Below are 24904 nucleotides of genomic sequence, written 5' to 3' on the forward strand. Positions count from 1 at the left end.
TAGTCCGTATGCCGCGCGTTACACGCGCAGTGACCAGATCAGCGCGCCGAGCAGCGCGATCAGGCCCAGAATCATGGCGAAGGCGTAGTGGTACATCAGGCCGGACTGGACGTTGCGCACCACCGCGGCAATGCGATCCACCAGCGCGGCCGAGCCATTGACCGCAATGCCGTCGATGACCGCGGTGTCGCCGGCTTTCCAGAACAGGCGACCGAGCTTCAGGCTGCCGCGCGCGAACACGGCCTGGTTGAAGTCGTCGAAGCCGTACTTGTTCTCCAGCACCCGCACCGGCAGAGCGAAGCTCTGACGCATGCGCGCGGCCAGATCCGGATTGAACAAGTAGAGGTAGGTCGCAGCGGCGAAGCCCGCGAACGCCAGCCAGAAGGCCGGAGAGGCATAGAAATGCAGGCCAAAACCGACAGCCGCCGAAACCCAGCCGTGCGCGTCATGCCACAGCTTGGCGGCGACGCCGGCGAGGCTGTCGTGCTCGGGCAGCACGGTGATTGCCCCTGCGAAGTAGTCGCCGAACACCATCGGGCCGACCGTAAGGAAGCCGATCGCGATCGAGGGAATTGCCAGAAGGATGAGCGGCAGGGTCACCACCCAAGGCGACTCGTGCGGTTCGTGCGCCCCGTGGCCATGACCGTGGTCGTCGTGGTGCGCATCGTGGTGATGATCGTCGTGCGCATGCGCGTCGCGGAAGCGCTCGGGGCCGTGGAAGGTGAGATACAGCAGTCGGAAGCTGTAGAAGCTGGTGATGAACACACCCAGCATCACCGCCCAGTAGGCGTAGTGCTGCACCCAGCCCCCCTGCCCCGCGGCGACGCCGGCGGCTTCGATGATGGTGTCCTTCGAGTAGTAGCCCGACAGGAAGGGCGTGCCCACCAGGGCCAAGGTACCGATCAGGCTGGTGATCCAGGTGATGGGCATGTACTTGCGCAGGCCGCCCATGCGGCGCATGTCCTGCTCATGGTGCATGCCGATGATCACCGAGCCCGCGGCCAGGAATAGCAGGGCCTTGAAGAACGCGTGGGTCATCAGGTGGAACACCGCGCCGGCATAGGCGGACACACCCAGCGCCACGGTCATGTAGCCCAGCTGCGACAGGGTCGAGTAGGCCACCACGCGCTTGATGTCGTTCTGCACCACGCCAATGAGACCGGTGAAGAGCGCCGTGGTGGCGCCGATGAACAGCACGAAGGCGAGTGCGGTCTCGCTCATCTCGAACAGCGGCGACATGCGCGCCACCATGAAGATGCCAGCGGTGACCATGGTCGCGGCATGGATCAGGGCCGAGATCGGCGTCGGGCCTTCCATCGAATCCGGCAGCCAGACGTGCAGCGGCACCTGCGCCGACTTGCCCATGGCGCCGATGAACAGACAGATGCAGATGAAGGTCGGCACCGCCCACTGCGCACCCGGCCAGATCTCGACAGTCAAACCAGCCAGCTGTGGGGCGTTGTCGAAGGCGGTCTGGTAATCCAGCGTACCCAGCCAGTACAGCACGCCGGCGATGCCCAGCAGGAAGCCGAAGTCACCGACGCGGTTGACCAGGAACGCCTTCATGTTGGCGAACACCGCCGAAGGTTTCTTGTACCAGAAGCCGATCAGCAGGTAAGACACCAGACCCACCGCTTCCCAGCCGAAGAACAGCTGCAGGAAGTTGTTGCTCATGACCAGCATGAGCATCGAGAAGGTGAACAGGCTGATGTAGGCGAAGAAGCGCTGGTAGCCCGGGTCTTCTTCCATGTAGCCGATGGTGTAGATGTGCACCAGCAAGGACACGAAGGTGACCACCACCATCATCATCGCGGTGAGGCGGTCCACGAGAAAGCCGACATGCGCCGAATACTCGCCGATCTCGAACCAGGTGTAGATGTTCTCGTTGAAGACTGGCGCCCCGCCCCAGACCAGCTGGTAGAGCACCTGCACCGAAAGCGCGCAGGACACAGCGACGCCGAGGATGGTCACCCAGTGCGCGCCGGCGCGACCGATCTGCTTGCCGAGCAGGCCAGCGACGATGGCGCCGAAGAGGGGCGCGAGCGCGATCAACAGGAGTACGTTTTCAGATATCACGGCTCGTTTCCATTGCTATGCGTGCGGCACTGCGGGTTGCCCTGCGGCCTTGGGCTGCGGCCTGCGCGGTGGAACGGGTGCGCGGCGCGGCTTGTTTGCTACCGAAACCATCGCAAGGTAAGGCCCGGGAGCGCCCCCCTCTTGCTTCGCGCACGGCCGAGCCGAGCGCGCCTTGAATCCTGCGTGTCGCTGCCATCTATGGCGCTCACCCGAGGCCTTCCGACCGCCGGCCCGCGCATCCTTGCGCGGACGTTCGGCCGGCGCGAGCCAGTGGCTCGCGCGGACCTCACCCTTTCATCGAATCGAGCTCACCGACATTGATCGTCGAACGCGCACGGAACAGGGCAACCAGAATCGCGAGGCCGATGGCCGCTTCCGCCGCGGCTACCGTCAGGATGAAAAACACGAACAGCTGGCCGTCGACGCTGCCGAGATGGCGCGAGAAGCCGATGAAGTTCATGTTCACCGCCAACAGGATGAGTTCGATGCTCATCAGCAGCACGATCATGTTCTTGCGGTTGATGAAGATGCCTCCGACGCCGATGCAGAACAGCAGTGCGCCAACAGCGAGATAGTGGCCGAGCGTGATCACTGGCGGGTCTCCGGGGTTTCGGCCTTCATCTTGACGAGGCGGATGCGGTCCTCGCGGCGCACCAGCACCTGGCGAGCCGGATCCTGGGCCTTGACGTTGATCCGGCGGCGCAAGGTGATGGCGATCGCGGCGACGATGGCCACCGTCAGGATTACCGCCGCCAGCTCGAACGGATACAGATACTGAGTGAACAGAGCGCGGCCCAGCCACTCGGTATTCGACATGCCGGCGGCGGCGGCCGGATCGGTGGCCGGCAGGGCCTCACCGAAACGGGCCAGGCCGATCAGGGCAATCATCTCCAGTGCCATCACGATGCCGACCACGATGCCGACCGGCAGGTAACGCGCGAAGCCCTCGCGCAGCGGCGCGAACTTGATGTCGAGCATCATCACTACAAACAGGAACAGCACCATCACCGCGCCGACGTAGACCAGCACCAGCGCGATACCGAGAAACTCGGCGTCGGCCAGAATCCACAGGCAGGCGCTGGAGAAAAAGGTGAGGATCAGGAACAGCACCGCGTGCACGGGGTTGCGCACGGACACCACGGCCAGCGCCGAGAGGACGGCGACCGAGGCAAACAGGTAGAACGCGATCAGGGGGTAGCTCATGCCGAGGGCTCCAGGTCGTTCAGGCGCAGGCCTGGATCAGCGGTAGGCGGAGTCGAGGCTGCGGCGTTCGGCGATTTCCGCCTCGAGGCGGTCGCCAATGGCCAGCAGCTGCGACTTGGTGACGACGTTCTCGCCGCGCTTCTCGAAGTGGTACTCGTGGATGTGGGTTTCCACGATCGAGTCGACGGGGCAGCTTTCTTCGCAGAAGCCGCAGAAGATGCACTTGAACAGGTCAATGTCATAGCGCGTGGTGCGGCGGCTGCCATCCTCGCGCGGCTCGGAGTCGATGGTGATCGCCAGCGCCGGGCACACCGCCTCGCACAGCTTGCAGGCGATGCAGCGCTCTTCGCCGTTGGGATAGCGGCGCAGCGCGTGGAGGCCGCGGAAGCGCGGCGACTGCGGGATCTTCTCGAAGGGATAGGCCAGCGTGTACTTCGGCTTGAAGAAGTACTTCAGCGTCAGCCACATGCCCTGCAGCAGTTCGATCAGCAGCAGGCTCTTGAAGTAGGAGATAACGCGGTTCATTCGGTCATCCTCAGGCGTTGGCCGTGAACCAGCCCGCGTGCACCGCCCAGGCGGCGACGAGGATCCAGACGATGGTGATGGGGATGAACACCTTCCAGCCCAGGCGCATGATCTGGTCGTAGCGGTAGCGCGGGAAGCTGGCGCGGAACCACACATAGAAGAAGGCGAACAGCACGGCCTTGGCGAGCAGCCAGATCACGCTCGGCTGGCCCAACCAGGAATCCGTCCAGCCCTGGAAGGGCGACAGCCAGCCGCCCAGGAACAGCAGAGCCGAGAGGAAGCTGATCAGGATCATGTTGGCGTACTCGGCGAGAAAGAACACCGAGAAAGCCGAGCCCGCATACTCGACGTGGAAGCCGGCAACGATCTCCGACTCGCCTTCGGCGACGTCGAAGGGCGCGCGGTTGGTTTCGGCCACGCCAGAGATGAAGTAGATGACGAACAGCGGCAGCAGCGGCAGCCAGAACCATTCGAAGAAGCCGGCGTCACCGCCCTGCGCATTGACGATCGCGCTCAGGTTGAGGCTGCCCGAGGCCACCAGCACGCCGACGAGCGCAAAGCCCATGGCGATTTCATAGCTGACCACCTGCGCCGCCGAACGCATCGCGCCAAGGAAGGCGTACTTCGAATTCGAGGCCCAGCCGGCAATGATCACCCCGTACACGCCCATCGAAGTCATCGCTAGCAGCATCAGCAGGCCGGCGTTGATGTCGGCGAGCACCATGCCGTCCTCAAAAGGCACCACTGCCCAGGCCGCGAAGGCCGGAGCCAGCGCCAGCACCGGTGCAAGGCGGAACAGGAAGAGATTAGCGTTGCTCGGCAGCACCACTTCCTTGAACAGCAGCTTGAACACGTCAGCAAAGGGCTGGATGAAGCCGATGCCGAACACGCGGCCCACATAGACAGGCCCCTGGCGCACATGCATCCAGCCGATCACCTTGCGCTCGAACAGGGTGAAGTAGGCGACGCCGAGGATCAGCGGAACCGTGATGCAGAGGATCTTGATCAGGGTCCAGACCAGCAGCCCGATGTCGCCGAAGCTGAGGAAGAACTCGCGGATGGGTTCGATGAGCGACAGCATGGGGCCTTACACCTTCGCCACGGTGAGCGCGCCCGCAGGCGCCAGCGGCGCGGTCGCGCCGTAGCCGGTTTCGATCCAGACCGCGCCGCGCGGCACGCGGCCGCTGACTTCGACCTGCAGGGTGGCCTGACCGCGGCCGTCGCCGACCTTCGCCATCGCGCCGTTTGACAGACCCGCCGCCAACGCATCCGCCGCATTCAGCAACACGCGCGGACCGCGGGTCAGGCTGTGGGCGTTCAGCGGCTCGGCGCGACGCAGCACGGCATCTGCTCGGTAGATCGGCGTGGTCGCAACGCGCTGCAGGCCTTCCGACGGCTCACGCTTGGACAGCCCCGCCCCGCTCTTCGGTTCAGACAGAGTGATCTCGGCACGCAGGCCATGAACATCGATGAAGTCAAAGCCCTTGATCCGCAGGACCTCACCCAGCGCGCGCAGCAGACGCCAGCCCGCGCGGGCTTCGCCGGGGGCTTTGGCGCCGGCATTGACGAGCTGGGTTTGCCCCTGCGCGTTGTGCAGGCTCGCCTCGATTTCAGGCAACAGCGCAATCGGCAGAATCACATTGGCGCATCGCTTCAGCGTTTCGGTCACGAAAGCGCTGAAGGCCACGACCTGTTTGGCCTGCGAAAGCGCCTGCAGGGCCAGGGTGTTGTCGGCGAAGTCGAACTCCGGCTCGATGCCATACAGCACGTAGGTGCTGCGCGGCTGAGCCAGCATGGCGTGGGCGTCGAGGCCTGTGGGCAACACGCCAGCGCGGGCAAGGCCCAAGGCGTTGGCGCCACGCTCCAGCAGGTTCAAGCGCGCGCCGGTGGCGCGCGACAGCGCGGCCGCCAACGCACGCAGCCACGAGGCATTACCGTGGCCGAGCGCGCCTTCCCCCAGCTGGATGAGGGCGACGCTCGCCGACTTCAGCTGTTCGGCGACCGCACGATGACCGTCCTCGATCTGCGCACTTGCGACCAGCGCCGCCAGTTCGGCAGGCAAGCTGTCGGTCGCGGCTCCCGCTGCGGCCAGCACGGCCGCCAGCGATTCGACCATCGCCTGCGGGGCGACGATTGCCTTGTGGCTCAGATCGAAGTTGAAATCGAAGTCGACCGCGTTGATGGCGCTGATCTTCGCGCCCGTCTTCCAGGCCTTGCGGATGCGATGCCCAAGGATCGGCGCCTCAAGGCGCGGGTTGCAGCCAACCAGCAGGACGGCGCGAGCCTGTTCTATCTCCGCAAGGGGCAGTTCGAACGGGGTGGCGACCGGTGCATCCGCGAAATCGAGCGTGCCGAGGCGATGATCGATGTTGGCGCAGCCAAGTCCCGCAGCGAGCCGCGCCAGCAGAGCGCCCTCTTCCAGCGATGTCGACGGATGCACCAGCAGACCGGTCTGCTCTCCACTGGCTGCGCGCAACAGCTCGGCGGCGCGGGCGATGCCCTGCTCCAGGCTGACTGCCTTCCAGTTCGCGCCCTCGCGCACCAGCGCGGTGGTGGCGCGATCGGCAGCAGTCAGGCCGGTGTGGCTGTAGCGGTCGCGATCCGACAGCCAGCTCTCGTTGACCGCCTCGTTGTCGCGCGGCACCACGCGCATCACCTCGCCGCGGCGCACATGCAGATACAGGTTCGAACCCAGCGCGTCGTGGTAGCCGATCGACTCACGCGCCGCCAGCTCCCAGGCGCGGGCACGATAGCGGAAGGGCTTGTTGGTCAGCGCGCCGACCGGACAGACATCAATGATGTTGCCCGACAGCTCGCTGTCGATGTTCTTGCCGATGTAGGTGCCGATCTCCAAACGATCGCCGCGACCCATGCCGCCCAGCTCGTAGGTGCCGGCGATCTCGCCGACGAAGCGCACGCAGCGGGTGCAGTGGATGCAGCGCGTCATGTCGGTGGCAACCAGCGGCCCAACGTTCTCGTCCGGCACCACGCGCTTGCGCTCGACAAAGCGACTGACAGAGCGGCCGTAGCCCATGGCCACGTCCTGCAGCTCGCACTCGCCGCCCTGGTCGCAGATCGGGCAGTCCAGCGGGTGGTTGATCAGCAGGAACTCCATGACGTTGCGCTGCGAGTCGAGCGCACGCTTGGACTGCGTGTAGATCTTCATGCCCTCCATCACCGGCGTGGCGCAGGCCGGCGCGGGCTTGGGCATCTTCTCAACGTCGACCAGGCACATGCGGCAGTTGGCCGCGATCGGCAGCTTCTTGTGGTAGCAGAAGCGCGGGATCGGGATGCCGGCCTTGTCGGCGGCCTCGATGATCATCGAGCCCTTCGGTACCGCCATGGCGGTGCCGTCGATTTCGACGTTGACCTGGTCGGGTGCCGCGTTGGGCGCGGACGGCGCGGCGCTCATGCGGCGGCTCCAAGCTGGGACTCGACCATCGAACGGCCGTGGGTCACGTAGTACTCGAATTCATGCCAGTAGTGGCGCAGGAAGCCCTGCACCGGCCAGGCGGCCGCTTCGCCGAAGGCGCAGATGGTGTGGCCTTCGATCTGGCCGGCGGCGGCCTTCAGCATGTGGACGTCCTCGACTGTGCCCTTGCCATCGACGATGCGCGAGAGCACACGGTACATCCAGCCCGTGCCTTCACGGCAGGGTGTGCACTGGCCGCAGCTTTCCTTGTAGTAGAACTGCGAGATGCGGCGGCAGGCCTTGACCATGCAGGTGGTTTCGTCCATCACGATCACCGCCCCCGAACCCAGGCCTGAGCCGGCCTTCTGCAGGGCGTCGTAGTCCATGGTCAGGTCCATGATCACGTCGGCCGTAAGCACAGGCATCGAGGAGCCCCCCGGGATCACCGCCTTCAGCTTGCGACCGCCGCGTACGCCGCCGGCCATGGCCAGCAGATCCTTGAACGGCGTGCCCAGACGGATCTCGAAGTTGCCCGGGGTGTTGACGTGGCCCGACACCGAGAACACCTTCGGCCCGCCGTTGTTGGGCTTGCCGAGGTTTAGGAACCACTCGGAGCCGTTGCGGATGATGGCCGGGACCGAGGCGTAGGTCTCTGTGTTGTTGATGGTGGTCGGCCGGCCGAACAGACCGAAGTTGGCCGGGAACGGCGGCTTGAAGCGCGGCTGGCCTTTCTTGCCCTCCAGCGACTCCATCAGCGCAGTTTCTTCGCCGCAGATGTAGGCGCCAGCGCCCAGGGCTGCATACATATCGATATCAACGCCCGAGCCCAGCACATTCTTGCCCAGCCAGCCGTTGGCGTAGGCGTCCTTCAGTGCTTCCTCGAAGTGCTCGAAGGGCTCATGGTGGAACTCGCCGCGCAGGTAGTTGTAGGCCACCGTGCTGCCCGTGGCGTAGCAGGCGATCGCCATGCCCTCGATCACCGCGTGCGGGTTGTAGCGCAGAATGTCGCGGTCCTTGCAGGTGCCTGGCTCGGACTCGTCGGAGTTGCAGAGGATGTACTTCTGGCCCGGCGCGTTGCGCGGCATGAAGCTCCACTTCAAGCCAGCCGGAAAGCCCGCGCCGCCGCGACCACGCAAACCGCTCTGCTTGACCATATCGATCACCTGCTCTTGCGGGATCTTCTCAGTCAGCACTCGGCGCAGCGCCTGATAACCACCAACTTTCAGGTAGTTCTCGTAGCTCCACGGCTTATCGAAATGAAGCGTGGTGTAGACAACGCTGTGCTCTTGCGGTTCCGGTCCGTACGCCATTGACTTCTCGCCTCTTACTCATCTGCCCGCCGCAGGATGGCGACAGGCCTGCCAAAGCAGGTGTGGCGCGGCGTTCGGTGTCCAAACGTCGCGGCCGGCGGCCCCTACTTCAGCGAATCCAGGATCTGGTCCATCGATGCCGGGGTGAGCTTCTCGTGGTAGTGGCCGTTGACCACCATCATCGGCGCCCCGCAGCAGGCGGCCAGGCATTCTTCCTCGCGCTTCAGGTAGATGCGGCCGTCCGCAGTGCTCTCGCCCAGCTTGATTCCCAGACGCTTCTCGACATGGGCGACCAGATCCTCGGCGCCGTTCAACCAGCAGCTGATGTTGGTGCAGATCGCCACATTGTTGCGACCCACCGGCTTCAGCTCGAACATCGAGTAGAAGCTGGCGACCTCGTAGGCCCAGACCGAGGGCAGGTCGAGGTAGCGTGCCACCGCGGTGACGAGTTCATCGGTGAGATAACCACCGTTCTGCTCCTGCGCCGCCATCAGGCCCTGGATCAGCGCCGAGCGCTTGCGATCCGGCGGGAACTTGGTGACCCAGTGGTCGATGTGATGGCGGGTGTGCTCGCTGAGCACGGCGAGCGGATCGACCTCGCGTACCGTCTCGAAATTGCCGGTGGCTTTCATGGATGGAGAGCTGGGATTGGGGATTGGGAATTGGGGATTGCAGCAGCAGCTTCAGCCGCAAGCGAGATGGGCTTCAAGGTGGGCGTGGGCACGCATGTCGCAGAAGCGCCCATTAGCCTCGGGCTGCCCAATCCCCAATCCCCAATCCCCGATCCCCGCTTCATCGATCAATCTCTCCAAACACGACGTCGTAGGTGCCAATCATCGCCACCACGTCCGGCAGCATGTGCCCACGCACGATCGAGTCCATCGAGGACAGATGCGCGAATCCGGGGGCACGAAGCTTGACGCGGAACGGCTTGTTCGCGCCGTCGGAAATCAGGTAGCACGCAAACTCGCCCTTGGGCGCCTCGACCGCGGCATAGGTCTCACCGGCCGGCACGCAGTAGCCCTCGGTGAACAGCTTGAAGTGATGGATCAAGGCTTCCATGTCGTCCTTCATCTCCTCGCGGGAGGGCGGCGACACCTTGAAGTTCTTGAGCATTACCGGGCCGGGATTGGCGCGGAGCCACTGGATGCACTGCTTGATGATGCGATTGCTCTGGCGCATCTCCTCGACACGCACGAGGTAGCGGTCGTAGCAGTCGCCGTTGACACCCACCGGGATGTCGAAGTCGACCTCGGCGTACTTGGCGTAGGGCTGCTTCTTGCGCAGATCCCAAGCGATGCCAGAGCCACGCAGCATCGGGCCGCTCATGCCCCAGGCCAGAGCATGATCGGGTGTGACCACGCCGATGCCGACAGTCCGCTGCTTCCAGATGCGATTGTCGGTCAGCAGGGTTTCGTATTCATCGATCTTCGAGGGGAAGTCGTCGGTGAACGCCTCAAGGAAGTCCAGCATCGAACCTTCGCGCCAAGCATTGCGGCGCTTGAGCTCCTTGCCCTTGGCCCAGGGCGATTCCTTGTACTGCGGCATGCGGTCTGGCAGGTCGCGGTAGACGCCGCCCGGACGGTAATAGGCCGCATGCATGCGCGCACCAGAGACCGCCTCGTAGCAGTCCATCAACTCCTCGCGCTCGCGGAAGGCGTACAGAATCACCGCCATCGCGCCGAGATCGAGCCCGTTGGAACCCACCCACATCAGGTGGTTCAGGATACGCGTGATCTCGTCGAACATCGTCCGAATCCACTGCGCACGTTCCGGCGCCTGGATCCCCAGCAGGTTCTCGATGGCACGCACGTATGCGTGCTCGTTGCACATCATCGAGACATAGTCCAAGCGATCCATGTAGCCGATCGACTGGTTGAAGGGCTTGGACTCAGCCAGCTTCTCGGTGCCCCGATGCAGCAGCCCCACGTGAGGGTCGGCACGCACCACGGTCTCGCCGTCAAGCTCCAGCACCAGACGCAGCACGCCGTGCGCAGCTGGATGCTGCGGGCCGAAGTTCATCGTGTAGTTGCGGATTTCCTGCATGGCTTACTTGCCCTGCCCTGCGCTGCGCTCGGCCTGGGCCTGCTCGTAGCGTGAATCGTGGCGGACCACGCGCGGCACGCCGACACGCGGATCGATGCTGACCGGCTCGTACACCACGCGCCCCTTCTCCGGGTCGTAGCGCACTTCAACGTTGCCGATCAGCGGGAAGTCCTTGCGGAACGGATGACCGACGAAACCGTAGTCGGTGAGGATGCGGCGCAGGTCAGGATGACCTTCGAAGACTATGCCATAGAGGTCGAACGCCTCGCGCTCGAACCAGTTGGCACCGGGCCACAGCTCGGTGACGCTGGGCACCACCGGCAGCGCGTCATCAGCGCCGAAGCAGCGCACGCGCAGACGGCGGTTGTGAACGATCGAGAGCAGATGGATGACCGCAGCGAAGCGGCCCGCGCCTGACGACACCGCCGGGCGTTGCTCCCAGTTGAAGCGGCCCGGACCGTACCCTTCCACCCCGCGCGAGAAGCCCTCGGCAGAGACGTCCGCGGTGTCCCACTCGACGTCACCGAAGCCCAGGTAGTCGACGCCACTGACGTCAACCAAAAGCTCGAAGCGAAATTCAGCCTCGTCTCGCAGCGTGCGGCAGATCTCGATCAGGCTGTCGGGCGCGACCTCGATGGTGGTTTCGTCGCGCTCGACGTGCAGCTTCTGCAGCTTGCCGTCGAAGCGGGCGCGCAGGCGATCCGCCAGGGTGGAGTTTTCGTCTGCCATGGCCTGCTCAGCGCGCGATCGTATTGGTGCGGCGGATCTTCTTCTGCAGCTGCAAGATGCCGTAGATCAAGGCCTCAGCCGTGGGCGGGCAGCCCGGCACGTAGACATCGACCGGCACCACGCGATCGCAGCCGCGGACCACCGAGTAGGAGTAGTGGTAGTACCCACCGCCGTTGGCGCAGCTGCCCATGGAAATCACCCACTTGGGGTTGGGCATCTGGTCATAGACCTTGCGCAAGGCCGGGGCCATTTTGTTGACCAGAGTGCCGGCCACGATCATCACGTCCGACTGTCGCGGGGACGGGCGAAAGATCACACCGTAGCGGTCCAGATCAAGCCTCGACATGCCGGCGTGCATCATTTCCACGGCGCAGCAGGCCAAACCGAACGTCATTGGCCACATAGAGCCGGTGCGCGCCCAGTTCAGCAGCGCGTCGACCGAAGTGGTCACGAAGCCGCGCTCCAGCAGAGGGTTCTCGCCCTCGGGCCGGAGGATGTCGTCGAGACGACCGATCGGCTCGGGATTGTGCAGCAGCTGGCTCACTCCCATTCCAGCGCTCCCTTCTTCCATTCGTAGATAAAGCCGATCACGAGGATGCCCAGGAACACCGCCATGGCGGCGATCGCGCTCACACCGATGTCCTTGAACACCAGCGCCCACGGAAACAGGAAGGCGATTTCGAGATCGAAGATGATGAAGAGGATGGCGACGAGGTAGAAGCGCACGTCAAACTTCATGCGCGCGTCTTCGAAGGCCTCGAAGCCGCACTCGTAGGGTGAGCCCTTCTCGCCGTCCGGCGACTTCGGGCCCAGCAGCCAGCCCAAGAAGAGCAGGACCACGCCAATGCCGGCAGCTACGCCGAGAAACATCAGGATCGGCAGGTAATCAGCCAACACGCGTCGCCACCTCCGCGCCGCGCTCGGGCGCATCAGCGCAGCGGAGAGCGCGAGTGCAGCTCCGCTGCCGTTTCAGGATGTTGGTGCCCAGGGCGGGACTCGAACCCGCACAGCTTGCGCCGCTACCCCCTCAAGATAGTGTGTCTACCAATTCCACCACCTGGGCAAGGGATGCCGGGAAACGCTTTTCGCGTAGCACCCGGCAGATGTCGGATTGTATCAGGCGATCATTCGCCAGACCCACCCTCCGACGGGGGATTTTTCTCAACTTCCGCCTTCTCGACCGGAACTGCGTCGGTCTCCGCGGCCGGCACGGCTTCCACGGCGGACGGCGCCGCGGCAGGCTCAGCCGCAGGAATCGCCGTCGGCTGCTCTCCAGCCGCATCCGGGATCTGTGCAGCAGGGGCGGCGATGTCGCCCATCACACCGAGGTCGTCGCCGGGAGCGCCCTTCAGACCGCCCCGAGCGACGTACATCGCCATGCCAAGGCTGATCACAAAGAACAGCGTGGCGAGAATGGCGGTGGATTTCGAGAGGAAGTTCGCGGAACCGCGCGCACCGAAGACCGTTGCCGAGGCCCCGGCACCAAAGCCGGATCCCGCGGCCGCACCCGCACCGCGCTGCAAAAGAATCATCACGATCATGGCCACGGAGACCAGGACGTAGAGGATATTGGCGAGTGTCAGGACGGTCGAGGACATTGAGTTCGATAGTTACCGGGTTTGGCCACGGGGCCTGGCTGCCGCCACGATCCCGAGAAAATCAGCAGCGACCAGAGCCGCGCCGCCAATCAATCCGCCATCGACATCCGGCTGCGCGAACAGCGCTGCCGCATTGTCCGGCTTGACGCTGCCGCCGTACAGGATGACCAGCGAGTTCGCCATATTAGCATCGACTGCGGCGACTTCGCTACGGAGGAATGCATGGGCCTGCTGCGCCTGCTGCGGACTTGCGGTGAGCCCGGTGCCTATGGCCCACACGGGCTCGTAGGCGAACACGCAGCGACCGAGGACGGCGCCATCAAGAGCCAGCACCGGCGTAAGCTGCGAGCGGAGCACCCCTTCGGTCGCCCCCGACTGGCGTTCTGCAAGCGTCTCACCGAAGCAAACGACAGGGGTAAGGCCCGCGTCCGCGGCTGCACGCGCCTTGCGGGCAACCAAGTCAGAGCTTTCCGCGTGGTAGGCGCGACGTTCACTGTGTCCGACCAGGGTCCAACGCGCACCGATATCCGCCAGCATCTCGGCGGCCACTTCGCCGGTGTATGCGCCTTTGGTGTGTTCAGACACATCTTGCGCCCCGAACTCGAGAGCGCTCCCCGCGTACGCGTCTACCAGTTCGGCGAGGTAGGCAAGCGGCGGAAACACGAGGACTCGCGTGTTGCCGGGCAGGCCGGCGTCGAGAACAGCATCGAGCAGCGCGCGCGCACTGCGGCGACTGCCGTTGAGCTTCCAGTTGCCGGCGACGATCGGACTGCGCATGCGATCTCCGAGACCAGTGTGGAACGAGCGGGCGGCGGAGGATACGCGTTGCCGAGTCGCATCGCATCTGGCTCGCGTGGCATGCAGCACTCAGCGCTCGACGACATCCCGCTGCATTGGCGCCCCCCCCGGGCCAGCAGTCGGTTTCGGGCGGCGAACGGAACGCCCTGTCCGCGCTTCGCGCCCTGAAGGAACTCCGACAGGGCGCTGAGCCCCACGCGAGTCCAGCCGCGCCCTGTCGGACGGATGCGCACCGGCAAGCGAGCTTCGAGGGCCGCCAAGCAGCCGCCGAACTCACAACGCCACTCGGCGAAGTCGCCCGAAGAAACAGTACGAGAGACAGCTGGAGGATGCCGGCCCGGAGCTCACGCAGCGCCGCTGCGAAGCGCTCACGCTCGACCTACGCCGCCCGGACTGATCGCGCCCCAAGACTCGCAGCGCTTGGCTTGCAAGCGCGCCCGTCGCGCGGCTAGCGCAGGCAACCGCTACGCTCTACACCCCACAGCGATGAGTCGGAATCCGTGAGCGTTCACTACACCCTGATTACTGGCGCCTCTGCAGGCATTGGCGAGGCTTTGGCGCGCGAGTACGCCCGTCGAGGGCGAGCACTCGTTCTTCTGGCTCGTCGCGAAGACCGCCTGCTTCAGCTCGCGGAGAGCCTGCGTGCACAGGTGCCGGTGGAGGTGCTCACCGCCGATCTCGCCGACCCCGCCGCACCCGAGCGAATCGCGCACGCCCTGAAGGAACGCGGACTCGAGGTGGAGGGCTTGGTCAACAACGCCGGCTACGGGCTGCCGGGCGCGTACCACATACCCAGCTGGGATCAGCACGCGCGCTTTCTGCAGGTGATGGTCACGTCCGTATGCGAGTTGAGTTGGCGCCTGCTGCCTGCGATGCAGCGTCGCGGTCGCGGCGAGATCCTGAACGTGGCCTCGCTCGCCGGCCACGTGCCCGGCTCCGCGGGCCACACCCTGTATGCGGCCTCGAAGGCCTTCATGATCAAGTTCTCCGAGTCTCTCGCGCTGGAGAACGCCGAACGCGGAGTTCGAGTCTGTGCGCTCTGCCCTGGCTTCACTTACTCAGAGTTCCACGACATCACCGGCACGCGTCCGCAGGTGTCGAAGATGCCGAAGTGGATGTGGATGAGCGCCGAGGAGGTGGCGCGCGAAGGGCTTGATGCGCTCGCGGCCGGCAGGATCGTCCACGTGACAGGCCGCGCCAACCGGCTGATCAAGGCCTTCAGCCAACTGCTGCCCGATCGCTGGGCGCTGAAGCTGGTGCAGAAGCGCTCGCGGGACTTTCGCTCACTCGAATGAAGCCCCGGGCTGATGGCTCGCCAGAGAGAGGTCGAGAGGCCGGCGCCCGCCGGGCCGAGCCGCCGATCGACCCGACCGGCGAGGAGGCTTGCCTGATCGCACGTCGGGTCGACCGATGCCGCAGCAGAAAAGCCCGCTGGACCGACAGTGGACAAAGAAAAAGCCCCGGGCTCGCGCCCGGGGCTTTCAATGGAGCGGGAAACGAGACTCGAACTCGCGACCCCGACCTTGGCAAGGTCGTGCTCTACCAACTGAGCTATTCCCGCAGAACTCTTGTTTTCTGTCCATTCCGAAGAATGGAGGCCTGGGTCGGAATCGAACCGGCGTACACGGCTTTGCAGGCCGCTGCATGACCACTCTGCCACCAGGCCGTGGCGGTGCTTCTAACACCGGCGCGACATCGGGACTGCGTATGCAGCCCGGCGTTACGCCTAAAAACAAAACCCCGAAGGACCGAAGTCACCACGGGGTTTCGTGGATCTGGAGCGGGAAACGAGACTCGAACTCGCGACCCCGACCTTGGCAAGGTCGTGCTCTACCAACTGAGCTATTCCCGCACTGGAGCCCGCCATTGTAGGGATCGAAGATGACGTGTCAAGCCTCGTCGGTGGACTTTTTCTCGGCCGCGGTGTCACCTCGCATCGCCGGCCAGGCCGCCAGCAGGTACTGCATGCCAGACCACAACGTCAGCACAGCCGCCGCCGCCAGCAGCACCTCACCGATCAGGAACACCGGCAACCCCAGGAGATCCTCCCGGTAGAGCAGCATCACCAGGGCCACCATCTGCACGATGGTCTTGATCTTGCCGATTGCAGCGACGCGCACGGTCGCACGCTGGCCGATCTCAGCCATCCACTCGCGCAGCGCGGAGATGGTGATCTCGCGCCCGATGATCACCGCGGCGACCAGCGCCATGAAGACGGTCGGGTGCGCCTGCACGATGATGACCAGGGCCACCGCCACCGCCAGCTTGTCAGCAACCGGGTCAAGAAAGGCGCCGAAGGCGGAGAACATGCCGTAGCGGCGCGCGATGTAGCCATCCGCCCAGTCGGTGATCGCACCCACCGCAAAGACGAGCGCGGCAGCGAGGTTGGTCCACTCATAGGGCAGGTAGAACACCAGCACCAGCACCGGAATCAGAGCGATACGGAACAGGGTCAGCAGGTTGGGCAGATTCAGGGGCACGCATGCTTCCGTCGGCGCGGCGCTCCGCGCAAAGCGCGGTTGGGCTCGGAGCCTCAATTCTGCCCGCTCGGGAAGCGCTTGTGGTGCGTGTCGTCCGGGGCGGTGGCTTTTGCCTCAGTTTTAGCTGGGCTCCAGGCCATGGAGCGCTGCGTAGATCCGCTGCGCCAATGCCTCGTTGATGCCTTCGACGCGGGCGATGTCCTCGGCGCCTGCGCGCTTCAGCCCTGCCAGCCCACCGAAGTGTCTCAGCAGGGCCGCGCGGCGCTTGGCGCCGATGCCTTCAATGTCTTCTAGACTGCTGCGCTCGCGCGCCTTTGCGCGACGTCCGCGGTGGCCCGTGATGGCGAAACGGTGGGCTTCATCGCGCACCTGCTGGATCAGATGGAGGCCGGGCGAGTCCGGGCCGGGCCGCAGCAGACGGCCGTCAGGGAAAACCAGAGTTTCGTGCCCTGCCCTGCGCTCTTCGCCCTTGGCAACGCCGATGACTGCGACGCCTTGGACGTCGAGTTCGGACAGCACGCCAAGCGCCTGCTCCAGCTGCCCCTTGCCACCGTCGATCAGCAGCAGGTCGGGCAGCACGCCGTCCTCGACGGCGCGCCGGAAGCGTCGCGTCAAGGCCTGCTGCATGGCGGCGTAGTCGTCGCCAGGCGTGATATCGCTGATGTTGTAGCGCCGATAGTGGGCGCGCACGGGCCCCTCGGGATCGAACACGACGCAGCTGGCGACAGTGGCTTCGCCCTGTGTGTGGCTGATGTCGAAACACTCGATCCGCTGCGGCGGCTCAGGAAGATCGAGCAGGGCCTGCAGTGCGTCGAGGCGGGCCCGCTGACTGGCCGCGCTAGCCAACTCGCTGCGCAGCGCAAGCTCGGCGTTCTGCCTGGCCAGCTGCAGCAGACGTGCGCGATCTGTGCGCACCTGCAGTTTTAGCTCGATGCGGCGGCCGGCGATCTCACCCAACACGCGCTCAATCAGATCCTGGTCGGGCACCTCATGACTGAGCACGATCTCTCTTGGCGGACTTTGCTCCAGGTAGTGCTGGGTGAGGAATGCGCCAAGCACCTCTGCGGCGTCTTCGGCACCGTTGAGTTTCGGGAAGAAGCTTCGGCTGCCCAGGTTGCGGCCATCGCGGAAGCTCAACAAGAGTACGCAGGCCCGGCTGCCTTCGAGTGCGCAGGCCAAGACGTCAAGCTCTGCGTGTTCGCCATCCACCACCTGCCTCGCCTGCACCTTGCGAACCGCTGCGACGGTGTCGCGCAGCTTGGCCGCGCGCTCGAACTCCAGGGCTTCGGCAGCGCGATCCATCGATGTCGCCAACTCGCCCAGGAGATCCTCGCTGCGCCCATCCAGAAGAAGCGCAGCGCGCCGCACCGATTCAGCGTACTCGTCGGCCTCGACCAAACCCACGCACGGGCCGCTGCAGCGCTGGATCTGATACTGCAGGCACGGCCGGGTTCGGTTGCGGAACACGCTGTCTTCGCAGCTGCGCAGACCGAACAGACGATGGATCAGCGCCAGCGTCTCACGTACCGCGGTGACGCCTGGATAAGGCCCGAAGTAGCGTCCCGGCTGGCTGCGCGGGCCGCGGTGAAAGCGGATACGAGGGGTCTCATCCGCCAGGGTGAGATGGATATAGGGGTAGCTCTTGTCGTCGCGAAGCAGGATGTTGTAGCGCGGCTTGAGCGACTTGATCAGCTGATTCTCCAGCAGCAGGGCCTCGCCCTCGCTGCGGGTTACGGTGATCTCGATGTTGGCGATCTGGCTGATCATGACCCGCAGGCGCGGCTCGCGCGGGCTGCGCGTGAAGTAGCTGGCGACGCGCTTGCGCAGGCTCGCGGCCTTGCCGACGTACAGGACGCTCCCGTCCTCGGCGACCATTCGATAGACGCCAGGTGCAAGCGTCAGGCGGCCTGCGAACTCCTTGCCGTCAAAGCCAGGCTCCGCTTCGCTGTTCATGCGTTTCGCCTACTGCCCGCGACTCACTCGCCGATCGACAAGCGGCGCGGCAGCTGACTGTCGAAGTCGATGCGCAGGATCTCGTGCGCATCGGTATTGGCCAGGAAGAGGCTGCTGCGATTCACCGCCAGCGCCGCCGGCTGATGCAGACGGTAGCCGAGGTTCTGGGTGGTCACCTGTCGGGTCGCAGGCGCCAGCAGCCTGAGCGCGCTGTTGTAGGTATCGGCGATCCACAGCTGCGGCGCGCGCGGGTCGAGCACGATGGCCAGCGGATACTGCAGCCGCGCCTGACCCAGCGGGCCGTCGACATCGCCGAACTCGTACAGGCCAGAACCCATGAGAGTCTGGACCTTGCCAGTGGCGAGCTGGATGCCGCGGATCGAGGACGATGCGGCGTCGGCAACGAAGAGGGTGTTCTGCGCCAGCGCCAAGCCGGCCGGATGCGCGAAATGCGCGGCCTGGTGTTCGCCATCGCCCAACGCAAGCGCGCCGGAACCGGCAAGCGGCCCGAGGCTGCGGCGGCCCAGATCGTATTCCCAGATCTGGTTCCAACCCGCCATCGACAGGTAGAGCTTGTCGAACGCCGTCGCCAGCGACCACGGCGCGTTCAGCGCGCAGCTCAACGGGTCGGCAGGCGCCAGCTCGGGCCGCGCGCCCGCTCGGCCCGTGCCGGCAAGCGTGTCGACATCACCATCGAGCAGGCTGATGCGACGCAGCGCGTGGTTGCCCGTATCCGCCACATAGAGGGCGTCCTTCCACAGGGCGAGGCCACGCGGAGCCAGGAAGCTCGCCTCGGCGCTGCCTCCGTCGATGAATCCGGCGCTGCCAGAGCCGAACTGCCGCAGGATGCGGCCGTCCAGCGTGCACTCCAGCACTCTGTTGTGGCCGGTGTCCGCGACATAAAGATGCCGCTCGCTGGCCGCCAGACCGCTGGGAAAGGCCAGGGGTAGACGGGGCTCGGGGCGCGACACTGAACTCGCGGCCTCGTAGACACGCGTGTCGCTCTCGCCCGCTTGCTGCAAAACACGATCGATGGCTGGCTGCAAGCGTTCGCGCAAAGGCTCACCCGCCACACGCTCAATCACACGGCCCTCGGTATCGATCAGGACAGCGGTCGGCCAAGCCTCAACGCCATAGTGCTGCCAGCTGATGAAGTCAGCGTCCTGCGCCACCGGAAAGCGCACGAACAAGCGGTTCAAGGCTTTCAGCAGGGTCTTCGGATCACGCTCGGCTGCGAACTTCGGGCAGTGCACGCCGAGCACGGTGAGGCCGTCGGAGAACTGATTCTGCAGCAGCCGCATGTCCTCCAGGGCGTTCTGGCACCAAGCCGAGCCGACGTGGAAGAAGTACAGCAGCACGGCACGGCCCTTCAGCTCGGCCAAGCGCTGCGGCGGTGCATTGACCCACTCCAGTGCGATGTGGAACTCAGGGGCGCGCGCGCCAGGCAGCATGGATGCGTCCTCAATCTGGGCGCCCCGGGGGCGCTGTCCGCCTGAGCCGGCGGCAGTGAACTCTCACCAAGGACTCGTCCAGCCCTCGGTGTCGTGGCTTGGTTCACATTCTGCCACGCCCAGCAGGCGCGCCGTGATGCGACGGCAGGCACTGTCGAGCAGTGCGTGCACCTGCTCGAACGCTTCGATGTCGCCGTAGTAGGGGTCAGGCACCTCGCGCCCTTCGCCCAAACCCGCCCATTCCAGAAGCAGGGCGAGGCGCGCGCGGTCTGCGGTCGGTTGCAGCGCGCGAAGGTCGCGCAGGTTGCTGGCGTCAGCCGCCAGGATCAGATCGAAGCGTTCGAAGTCGCGGCGATCGAACTGGCGGGCCCGCTGCGCATCGATGGGCGTGCCCCGCGCACGCGAGACGCGGACCGCGCGCGGATCCGGCGGTTCACCCGCGTGGTAGCCGGCGGTGCCCGCAGAATCGATATGCAGGGCGAGCCCCGCCTCGGCGGCGCGGGCGCGCAGAATGCCCTCGGCCATGGGCGAGCGGCAGATGTTGCCGAGACAAACCAACAGGACGCTGCGGGTGCCATCGCGGGCCGGCCTCATGCGCGCCGGCCTTGCAGCGCGGCATCGACTCGCGCGAGATCCTCAGGTGTATCGACGCCTGCGGGAAACGGCTGCGGCGACAGGCCGACAGCGATCCGCCAGCCGGCTTCAAGCGCACGCAGCTGTTCCAGGCATTCGAGTTGCTCAAGCCGCCCCGGCGGCATCGCCGCGAAGCGCTGCAGATCGCGAGCGCGGTAAGCGTACAGGCCGATATGGCGCAGCCAGTGGTCGCCCGACAGCTGGAGCCGATCGCGGGCGAATCCATCGCGATCCCAGGGCATCGGTGCACGGCTGAAATAGAGCGCGTCGCCGTTCGCGGCCCGCACCAGCTTCACGCAGTTCGGATTGAACAGCTCTTCGCTGTCCGCGATGGGCTGCGCCAAGGTAGCGATCAGGGCGTCACTTTCAACCAGCAAGCGCGCTGCAGCCGCGATTGCGCTCGGCGGTGCCAGAGGCTCGTCGCCCTGCAGGTTCACCACGATACGTTCATCCGGCCACCCCAGGTCGCGCGCGGCCGATGCGAGGCGATCGGTGCCCGAGGCCAGCTCAGGCGCCGTCATGCACACCGTGGCGCCGTGGCCGGCCACCACCTCGGCGATGCGCGCGTCGTCTGTTGCCACAACGACCTCGGTCGCACCGGCTTCCAGCGCACGCCGCAGCACGTGAACAATCATGGGCTCGCCCGCGATCCGCTGCAGGGGCTTGCCGGGCAGCCGGGTCGAGGCATGACGGGCGGGAATGGCAACCACGAATTCGGGGCTTGCTCTCATCGGTGTCCTCGCGAGTCCAACGCAGCCGTGAGTCGCGCGTGGAGAAGATCCAACAGGGCTTCGGGCAGCCTGGCGCTGACCGGCAAGTAGAAGCAGCGCGCGGTCGCGAAGCGGGCGCACTTGATCGCGTCCTTCTCAGTCATCAGCACCGGCAGATCGTCGCTGAACTGCAGATCGGCCGGACCAAAAGCATGGTGGTCCGGAAACGGGTGCTCAATCGGGTTGAAGCCCAAGTCGCGAAGACTGTCAAAGAAGCGGGCGGGGTGCGCAATGCCGGCGACCGCGTGCACGCGCGCACCGGGCGTGGGCGCGGCGCTGCCATCGACCAAGCCGAGTAGCGGTTGCGCCTCCAGCTGCATCGCCCACTCTCCCGGCTGCGGTGAGCCGCCGTTGCAGATGCGCGCAGCGCACGCCTCGGCGCGCGCCAGCGGCTCGCGCAAGGGGCCTGCGGGCAACAGCGCACCGTTGCCATAGCGACGCTGGCCGTCGACCACCAGCACTTCGACATCCCGCGCCAACGCGTAGTGCTGCAGGCCGTCGTCCGCGATCAGCAGATCGACATCGCCCGAGCGCTCCAGCAGCGCCGCCGCCTCGCAGCGCCGCCGCGCCACTGCAACCGGCACCCGGCTGCGTCGACGGATCAAGCTCGGCTCGTCGCCAAACAGGCTCGGATCGGGCCGTTCGGGCAGCAAGCTGGCGCTGCGCACCACCCCGCCGTGGCCACGTGAAATCACGCCCGGGCGCCAGCCGCGCGCACGCAGCCCTTCGATCAGAGCCAGCACGGTCGGAGTCTTGCCGGCTCCGCCCACGGTGAGGTTGCCCACCACCAGCACCGGCAGCACCCGCGCCTCCGCTTTCAGCAGGCTGCGCCGGTAGAGCCAGCGCCGAAGTCCACTCAGGGCACCGAACAGCCAGGCCAAAGGCAGCAGCGCAAGGATAGGACGCGGTCCGTACCAGCGCGCCACCAGCCAGCTCTCTAGGCTGGCACGGAGCCTCATGGCCCCGGCTCGACCGCAGCTGGCGTTGACTCGTTGAACTGCAGTCGGTGCAAGGACGCGTACAGGCCATCACGGGCCAACAGTTCAGAGTGTCGCCCCACTTCCTGCAGCCGCCCCCCCTCGAGCACGGCGATCTGGTCAGCGTGCTCGATGGTGGCAAGACGATGCGCGATCACCAGCGTCGTGCGATCCCGCATCAATCGCGCGAGCGCCTCCTGGATCAGCCGCTCACTTTCGCTGTCGAGCGCGCTGGTGGCTTCGTCGAGAATCAGGATCGGCGCGTTCTTGAGCAAGGCTCGGGCGATGGCGATCCGCTGCCGCTGGCCACCCGAAAGCAGTGCCCCGCCCTCGCCCACCGGACTGTCCAGGCCCTGCGGCAGCGGTCGGATGAACTCCATGGCATTGGCGGCCTCAGCCGCGGCCTCGATCTCGGCGCGATCCACCCTCCGCATCGCGCCAAACGCGATGTTGTCGGCGATGCTGCCAGTGAACAGCACCACGCGCTGGCTGACCAGGGCGATTTGTGCGCGGAGATCCTCGAGCCGGTAATCCTGCAGCAGCTGGCCATCCAGTCGCACCGCGCCGGCGCTCGACTCATAGAAGCGCGGCAGCAGGCTGACCAGGCTGGACTTCCCGCTGCCCGAGCGCCCCACAAGCGCGGTCACGGTCCCGGGCGCACAGCGCAGAGTAACGCCATCGAGTGCCGGCGCCGGTGCACCGGGATACGCGAGGCGCACTGCGTCGAACTCGATGTCGCCGCGCGCACGCTCGATGCGCACAGCGCCGCGATCCTGCTCGGGCAGGGTGTCGAGTACGGCGAAAAGGTCGTCCGCGGCGGCTATGCCCCGCTGCAGCATCGACTGCACCGAAGTCAGCCGCTTGAGCGAGGGCAGCATGACCATCATGGCGCCGATGAGCGCCATGAAGCTGCCTGGATTCATCGTGTCGAGCAAATCCGGCCGAGTTGCGCGCCAGACGATGGCGGCCAGCACACTGGCGGCGATCAGTTGCACCGTCGAAGTGCTGAGCGCATTGGTGGCCGCAACTTTCAGGTTGAGGCGGAAGTTGCGCTGCACGGCCTCACCGAAGCGTTCCGCTTCATGCGCTTGACCGCCATAGATGCGCACTTCGCGATGGCCGTCGACGGCCTCCTCAACCATGCCGGTCACCTCTCCCACAGCGCCCTGGATCTGCCGGTTGATACGGCGAAAGCGCTTGCCGACGAACTGCCAGACGAGGCCCGCGAGCGGCACCATCACGAACAGATACAGAGTGAGGCTGGCGCTCTTCGAAAGCATGACGCCCACCATCGCGATCACCATCAGCGCATCGAGCAGCAGCACTTTCAGCGCCTCGGCCACGGCATGTGCCATTTGCTCGGCGCTGTAGATCACCCGCGCGATGATCTGCCCGGAGGGTTCACGATCGAACCAGCTGGCCGGCAGCTTCTGGTAGTGAGTGAAAATCGCCATACGCAGATCGCGCACGACCCCCCGCCCCACCCGTGCCATGCCGTAGTCAGTGGCGTAGGTGCCAATGCCCCGCACCACGAACACGCCGATCAGCATCACCGGTAGCCACTGAATCGCCCACGGATCGCGTGCAACGAACAGGTCGTTGAGCATGGGCTCGATCAGCTGCACGAAGGCCGCCGAGGAGGCGGCGTCGAGACCGATGCCGATCAGTGCGATCAGGCCAAAGCCCCAGTACACGCGCGCATAGCCAAGCAGACGCCGATACGATCGCGCCGCCGACAGCTCGGGCGGAGCGTCGGCGCTGCCGGAGCCGTCGCTCATTGGCCGTCCGCGTCGCTCGCGGCCTCAGGCTCGGGCACTGTGGCGATCGAAAGCTTGGTAAAGCCCACCGCGCCCAGCGCATCCATGGCGGTAACCACGGACTGGTGCGGCGTGCGCGCGTCTGCGCGCAAGATCACACTGCGCTCACGATCATCGCCAGCGATCTGCTCCAGCGCTTCGCGCAGCGCGGCGCCATCGCGCCTCAGCACTTCGTTGCCCGCGACGAAATAACGCCCCTCGGCATCGATCTGGATCTGCAGCGGTTCGCCCACCGGAAGCGCCTTGGAGGGGCTGGCGGTGGGGAGCTCGATGTTCAGCGCGGATCGATCGTCGAACGTGGTGGTCACCACAAAAAAGATGATCAGGCAGAACACCACATCGATCAGCGGCGTGAGATTCAGTTCGGGATCTTCCAGCGAGCGCCGGCTGCCAAAGTTCATCAGGCGGCTCCGGCGCCCGGCGCAGGCCGACGAGGGCGCGGAGCCGGCTGCGCGGCCCCCACCTGCGGCGCGGTTTCCAGCGTATCGATCAGGGCGATGACCTGCTGCTCCATCTCGATCACGTACTCGGCAACCCGCCCGCGGAAGTAGCGATAGAACATCAGGGCGGGAATCGCAACGCAAAGGCCTGCAGCGGTGGTGATGAGGGCTTCACCGATTCCTCCGGCCAACTGGTTGGCATCCCCCGCGCCGTGGGTCAGCAAGCCCAGAAACATCTCGATCATGCCGAACACTGTGCCCAAGAGACCCAGCAGCGGGCTGATCGTGGAGATCGTGCCCAAGGTGTTCAAGAAACGCTCCATGCGGTGCATCTGGTGGCGACCGACATCCTCGACGCGCTCCTTGATCTGCTCGCGCGGGCGCTGCCGCACTTCAAGGGCGGCCGAGAGGATCGCTCCCAGCGGCGAGTTCACGCGCAGCGTCTCAATGTGCTTCGGGTCAAGCCGACCGCTCGCCGCCCACTGGCGCACTTCGTCGCCAAGATCCAGCGGGAGCACCTTGGAGCGCCGCAGGCTCCAGAAGCGTTCGATGATGATGGCCAGGGCCAAGGCCGAGCACAGCAGGATCGGCCACATCACCCAGCCGCCAGCAATCAGCAGTTCCAGCACGCGAGTTCTCCGGGAAATCTTGAGACCAGACAGGTCGCCAAGTGTACGTGAGGCGCT

At 65.6% G+C, this 24904-nt stretch carries 24 protein-coding genes and 4 tRNA genes; 1 reads left to right on the forward strand and 27 read right to left on the reverse strand.

Going from position 1 to position 24904, the window contains the following annotated elements; genetic code table 11:
* Nucleotides 1-18: 18 nt before the first annotated feature.
* The 15 genes from nuoL to H4O13_08270 form a co-directional block, all read right to left on the reverse strand.
* Nucleotides 19-2076, reverse strand: a complete 2058-nt coding sequence (gene nuoL / locus H4O13_08200; protein MBE5315369.1) for an NADH-quinone oxidoreductase subunit L — start codon at nt 2074-2076, stop codon at nt 19-21.
* A gap of 286 nt (nt 2077-2362) precedes the next feature.
* Nucleotides 2363-2668, reverse strand: coding sequence for an NADH-quinone oxidoreductase subunit NuoK (nuoK, locus tag H4O13_08205; protein ID MBE5315370.1), 306 nt, complete (start codon nt 2666-2668; stop codon nt 2363-2365).
* Nucleotides 2665-3279, reverse strand: coding sequence for an NADH-quinone oxidoreductase subunit J (locus H4O13_08210; protein MBE5315371.1), 615 nt, complete (start codon nt 3277-3279; stop codon nt 2665-2667). Before H4O13_08210 ends, nuoK begins: the two co-directional genes overlap by 4 nt.
* A gap of 36 nt (nt 3280-3315) precedes the next feature.
* Complete coding sequence (nuoI, locus tag H4O13_08215) at nt 3316-3804, reverse strand: NADH-quinone oxidoreductase subunit NuoI (protein MBE5315372.1); 489 nt, start codon at nt 3802-3804, stop codon at nt 3316-3318.
* Nucleotides 3805-3814: 10 nt separating this feature from the next.
* Complete coding sequence (gene nuoH / locus H4O13_08220) at nt 3815-4885, reverse strand: NADH-quinone oxidoreductase subunit NuoH (protein ID MBE5315373.1); 1071 nt, start codon at nt 4883-4885, stop codon at nt 3815-3817.
* Between the two features lie 6 nt (nt 4886-4891).
* Complete coding sequence (locus tag H4O13_08225) at nt 4892-7216, reverse strand: NADH-quinone oxidoreductase subunit G (GenBank protein MBE5315374.1); 2325 nt, start codon at nt 7214-7216, stop codon at nt 4892-4894.
* A complete protein-coding gene (nuoF, locus tag H4O13_08230) occupies nt 7213-8526 on the reverse strand; it encodes an NADH-quinone oxidoreductase subunit NuoF (protein MBE5315375.1) in 1314 nt (437 codons plus the stop codon). The genes H4O13_08225 and nuoF overlap by 4 nt, the downstream gene beginning before the upstream one ends.
* Before the next feature lie 104 nt (nt 8527-8630).
* The gene (gene nuoE, locus H4O13_08235; protein ID MBE5315376.1) at nt 8631-9158 is read right to left on the reverse strand and encodes an NADH-quinone oxidoreductase subunit NuoE; all 528 of its coding nucleotides are present in this window, start codon (nt 9156-9158) and stop codon (nt 8631-8633) included.
* A 160-nt stretch (nt 9159-9318) separates the two neighbouring features.
* Nucleotides 9319-10572, reverse strand: a complete 1254-nt coding sequence (locus H4O13_08240; protein ID MBE5315377.1) for an NADH-quinone oxidoreductase subunit D — start codon at nt 10570-10572, stop codon at nt 9319-9321.
* Nucleotides 10573-10575: 3 nt separating this feature from the next.
* On the reverse strand, nt 10576-11301 hold the full coding sequence (locus H4O13_08245) for an NADH-quinone oxidoreductase subunit C (GenBank protein ID MBE5315378.1): 726 nt from the start codon (nt 11299-11301) through the stop codon (nt 10576-10578).
* A gap of 7 nt (nt 11302-11308) precedes the next feature.
* Entirely contained in the window at nt 11309-11851 is a 543-nt protein-coding gene (locus H4O13_08250) for an NADH-quinone oxidoreductase subunit B (protein MBE5315379.1), read from the reverse strand.
* Nucleotides 11842-12198, reverse strand: a complete 357-nt coding sequence (locus H4O13_08255; protein MBE5315380.1) for an NADH-quinone oxidoreductase subunit A — start codon at nt 12196-12198, stop codon at nt 11842-11844. The genes H4O13_08250 and H4O13_08255 overlap by 10 nt, the downstream gene beginning before the upstream one ends.
* An 81-nt stretch (nt 12199-12279) precedes the next feature.
* Nucleotides 12280-12364, reverse strand: a tRNA-Leu gene (locus H4O13_08260).
* 61 nt (nt 12365-12425) lie between these two features.
* The gene (secG, locus tag H4O13_08265; GenBank protein ID MBE5315381.1) at nt 12426-12899 is read right to left on the reverse strand and encodes a preprotein translocase subunit SecG; all 474 of its coding nucleotides are present in this window, start codon (nt 12897-12899) and stop codon (nt 12426-12428) included.
* Between the two features lie 12 nt (nt 12900-12911).
* Nucleotides 12912-13676, reverse strand: coding sequence for a triose-phosphate isomerase (locus H4O13_08270; GenBank protein ID MBE5315382.1), 765 nt, complete (start codon nt 13674-13676; stop codon nt 12912-12914).
* Between the two features lie 539 nt (nt 13677-14215).
* On the opposite strand from H4O13_08270, the gene H4O13_08275 reads away from it, so the two are divergent.
* Nucleotides 14216-14992 (forward strand): SDR family oxidoreductase, encoded by a 777-nt coding sequence (locus H4O13_08275; GenBank protein MBE5315383.1) that lies wholly within the window; start codon nt 14216-14218, stop codon nt 14990-14992.
* A gap of 190 nt (nt 14993-15182) precedes the next feature.
* Here the strand turns inward: H4O13_08275 and H4O13_08280 are convergent.
* The 12 genes from H4O13_08280 to H4O13_08335 all read right to left on the reverse strand — a co-directional run bounded on the left by H4O13_08280 (nt 15183) and on the right by H4O13_08335 (nt 24847).
* A tRNA-Gly gene (locus H4O13_08280) sits at nt 15183-15258 on the reverse strand.
* Nucleotides 15259-15289: 31 nt separating this feature from the next.
* A tRNA-Cys gene (locus tag H4O13_08285) sits at nt 15290-15363 on the reverse strand.
* A 110-nt stretch (nt 15364-15473) separates the two neighbouring features.
* Nucleotides 15474-15549: transfer RNA gene (locus H4O13_08290), tRNA-Gly, on the reverse strand.
* Nucleotides 15550-15586: 37 nt separating this feature from the next.
* On the reverse strand, nt 15587-16177 hold the full coding sequence (pgsA, locus tag H4O13_08295) for a CDP-diacylglycerol--glycerol-3-phosphate 3-phosphatidyltransferase (GenBank protein MBE5315384.1): 591 nt from the start codon (nt 16175-16177) through the stop codon (nt 15587-15589).
* A gap of 120 nt (nt 16178-16297) precedes the next feature.
* Nucleotides 16298-18130, reverse strand: coding sequence for an excinuclease ABC subunit UvrC (gene uvrC, locus H4O13_08300; GenBank protein MBE5315385.1), 1833 nt, complete (start codon nt 18128-18130; stop codon nt 16298-16300).
* A 23-nt stretch (nt 18131-18153) separates the two neighbouring features.
* Nucleotides 18154-19581, reverse strand: a complete 1428-nt coding sequence (locus H4O13_08305) for a redoxin domain-containing protein (protein MBE5315386.1) — start codon at nt 19579-19581, stop codon at nt 18154-18156.
* A 63-nt stretch (nt 19582-19644) separates the two neighbouring features.
* Nucleotides 19645-20175, reverse strand: coding sequence for a low molecular weight phosphotyrosine protein phosphatase (locus H4O13_08310; GenBank protein MBE5315387.1), 531 nt, complete (start codon nt 20173-20175; stop codon nt 19645-19647).
* On the reverse strand, nt 20172-20945 hold the full coding sequence (gene kdsB, locus H4O13_08315; GenBank protein ID MBE5315388.1) for a 3-deoxy-manno-octulosonate cytidylyltransferase: 774 nt from the start codon (nt 20943-20945) through the stop codon (nt 20172-20174). Before kdsB ends, H4O13_08310 begins: the two co-directional genes overlap by 4 nt.
* The gene (locus tag H4O13_08320) at nt 20942-21943 is read right to left on the reverse strand and encodes a tetraacyldisaccharide 4'-kinase (protein MBE5315389.1); all 1002 of its coding nucleotides are present in this window, start codon (nt 21941-21943) and stop codon (nt 20942-20944) included. The genes kdsB and H4O13_08320 overlap by 4 nt, the downstream gene beginning before the upstream one ends.
* Nucleotides 21940-23739, reverse strand: coding sequence for a lipid A export permease/ATP-binding protein MsbA (msbA, locus tag H4O13_08325; protein MBE5315390.1), 1800 nt, complete (start codon nt 23737-23739; stop codon nt 21940-21942). The genes H4O13_08320 and msbA overlap by 4 nt, the downstream gene beginning before the upstream one ends.
* A complete protein-coding gene (locus tag H4O13_08330; protein MBE5315391.1) occupies nt 23736-24179 on the reverse strand; it encodes a biopolymer transporter ExbD in 444 nt (147 codons plus the stop codon). The genes msbA and H4O13_08330 overlap by 4 nt, the downstream gene beginning before the upstream one ends.
* Nucleotides 24179-24847, reverse strand: a complete 669-nt coding sequence (locus H4O13_08335; GenBank protein MBE5315392.1) for a MotA/TolQ/ExbB proton channel family protein — start codon at nt 24845-24847, stop codon at nt 24179-24181. The genes H4O13_08330 and H4O13_08335 overlap by 1 nt, the downstream gene beginning before the upstream one ends.
* Between the last annotated feature and the right edge of the window lie 57 nt (nt 24848-24904).

The sequence above is a fragment of the Lysobacterales bacterium genome, from assembly GCA_014946745.1.
Classification (GTDB): domain Bacteria; phylum Pseudomonadota; class Gammaproteobacteria; order Xanthomonadales; family Xanthomonadaceae; genus Aquimonas.

What these genes read in the sequence shown, in the direction of transcription:
- H4O13_08210 (MBE5315371.1), bottom strand. Translation starts at nt 3,279, where the DNA reads ATGAGCTACCCCCTGATCGCGTTCTACCTGTTTGCCTCGGTCGCCGTC.
- nuoI (MBE5315372.1), bottom strand. Translation starts at nt 3,804, where the DNA reads ATGAACCGCGTTATCTCCTACTTCAAGAGCCTGCTGCTGATCGAACTG.
- nuoH (MBE5315373.1), bottom strand. Translation starts at nt 4,885, where the DNA reads ATGCTGTCGCTCATCGAACCCATCCGCGAGTTCTTCCTCAGCTTCGGC.
- H4O13_08225 (MBE5315374.1), bottom strand. Translation starts at nt 7,216, where the DNA reads ATGAGCGCCGCGCCGTCCGCGCCCAACGCGGCACCCGACCAGGTCAAC.
- nuoF (MBE5315375.1), bottom strand. Translation starts at nt 8,526, where the DNA reads ATGGCGTACGGACCGGAACCGCAAGAGCACAGCGTTGTCTACACCACG.
- nuoE (MBE5315376.1), bottom strand. Translation starts at nt 9,158, where the DNA reads ATGAAAGCCACCGGCAATTTCGAGACGGTACGCGAGGTCGATCCGCTC.
- H4O13_08240 (MBE5315377.1), bottom strand. Translation starts at nt 10,572, where the DNA reads ATGCAGGAAATCCGCAACTACACGATGAACTTCGGCCCGCAGCATCCA.
- H4O13_08245 (MBE5315378.1), bottom strand. Translation starts at nt 11,301, where the DNA reads ATGGCAGACGAAAACTCCACCCTGGCGGATCGCCTGCGCGCCCGCTTC.
- H4O13_08250 (MBE5315379.1), bottom strand. Translation starts at nt 11,851, where the DNA reads ATGGGAGTGAGCCAGCTGCTGCACAATCCCGAGCCGATCGGTCGTCTC.
- secG (MBE5315381.1), bottom strand. Translation starts at nt 12,899, where the DNA reads ATGTCCTCGACCGTCCTGACACTCGCCAATATCCTCTACGTCCTGGTC.
- H4O13_08270 (MBE5315382.1), bottom strand. Translation starts at nt 13,676, where the DNA reads ATGCGCAGTCCGATCGTCGCCGGCAACTGGAAGCTCAACGGCAGTCGC.
- uvrC (MBE5315385.1), bottom strand. Translation starts at nt 18,130, where the DNA reads ATGAACAGCGAAGCGGAGCCTGGCTTTGACGGCAAGGAGTTCGCAGGC.
- H4O13_08305 (MBE5315386.1), bottom strand. Translation starts at nt 19,581, where the DNA reads ATGCTGCCTGGCGCGCGCGCCCCTGAGTTCCACATCGCACTGGAGTGG.
- H4O13_08310 (MBE5315387.1), bottom strand. Translation starts at nt 20,175, where the DNA reads ATGAGGCCGGCCCGCGATGGCACCCGCAGCGTCCTGTTGGTTTGTCTC.
- kdsB (MBE5315388.1), bottom strand. Translation starts at nt 20,945, where the DNA reads ATGAGAGCAAGCCCCGAATTCGTGGTTGCCATTCCCGCCCGTCATGCC.
- H4O13_08320 (MBE5315389.1), bottom strand. Translation starts at nt 21,943, where the DNA reads ATGAGGCTCCGTGCCAGCCTAGAGAGCTGGCTGGTGGCGCGCTGGTAC.
- msbA (MBE5315390.1), bottom strand. Translation starts at nt 23,739, where the DNA reads ATGAGCGACGGCTCCGGCAGCGCCGACGCTCCGCCCGAGCTGTCGGCG.
- H4O13_08330 (MBE5315391.1), bottom strand. Translation starts at nt 24,179, where the DNA reads ATGAACTTTGGCAGCCGGCGCTCGCTGGAAGATCCCGAACTGAATCTC.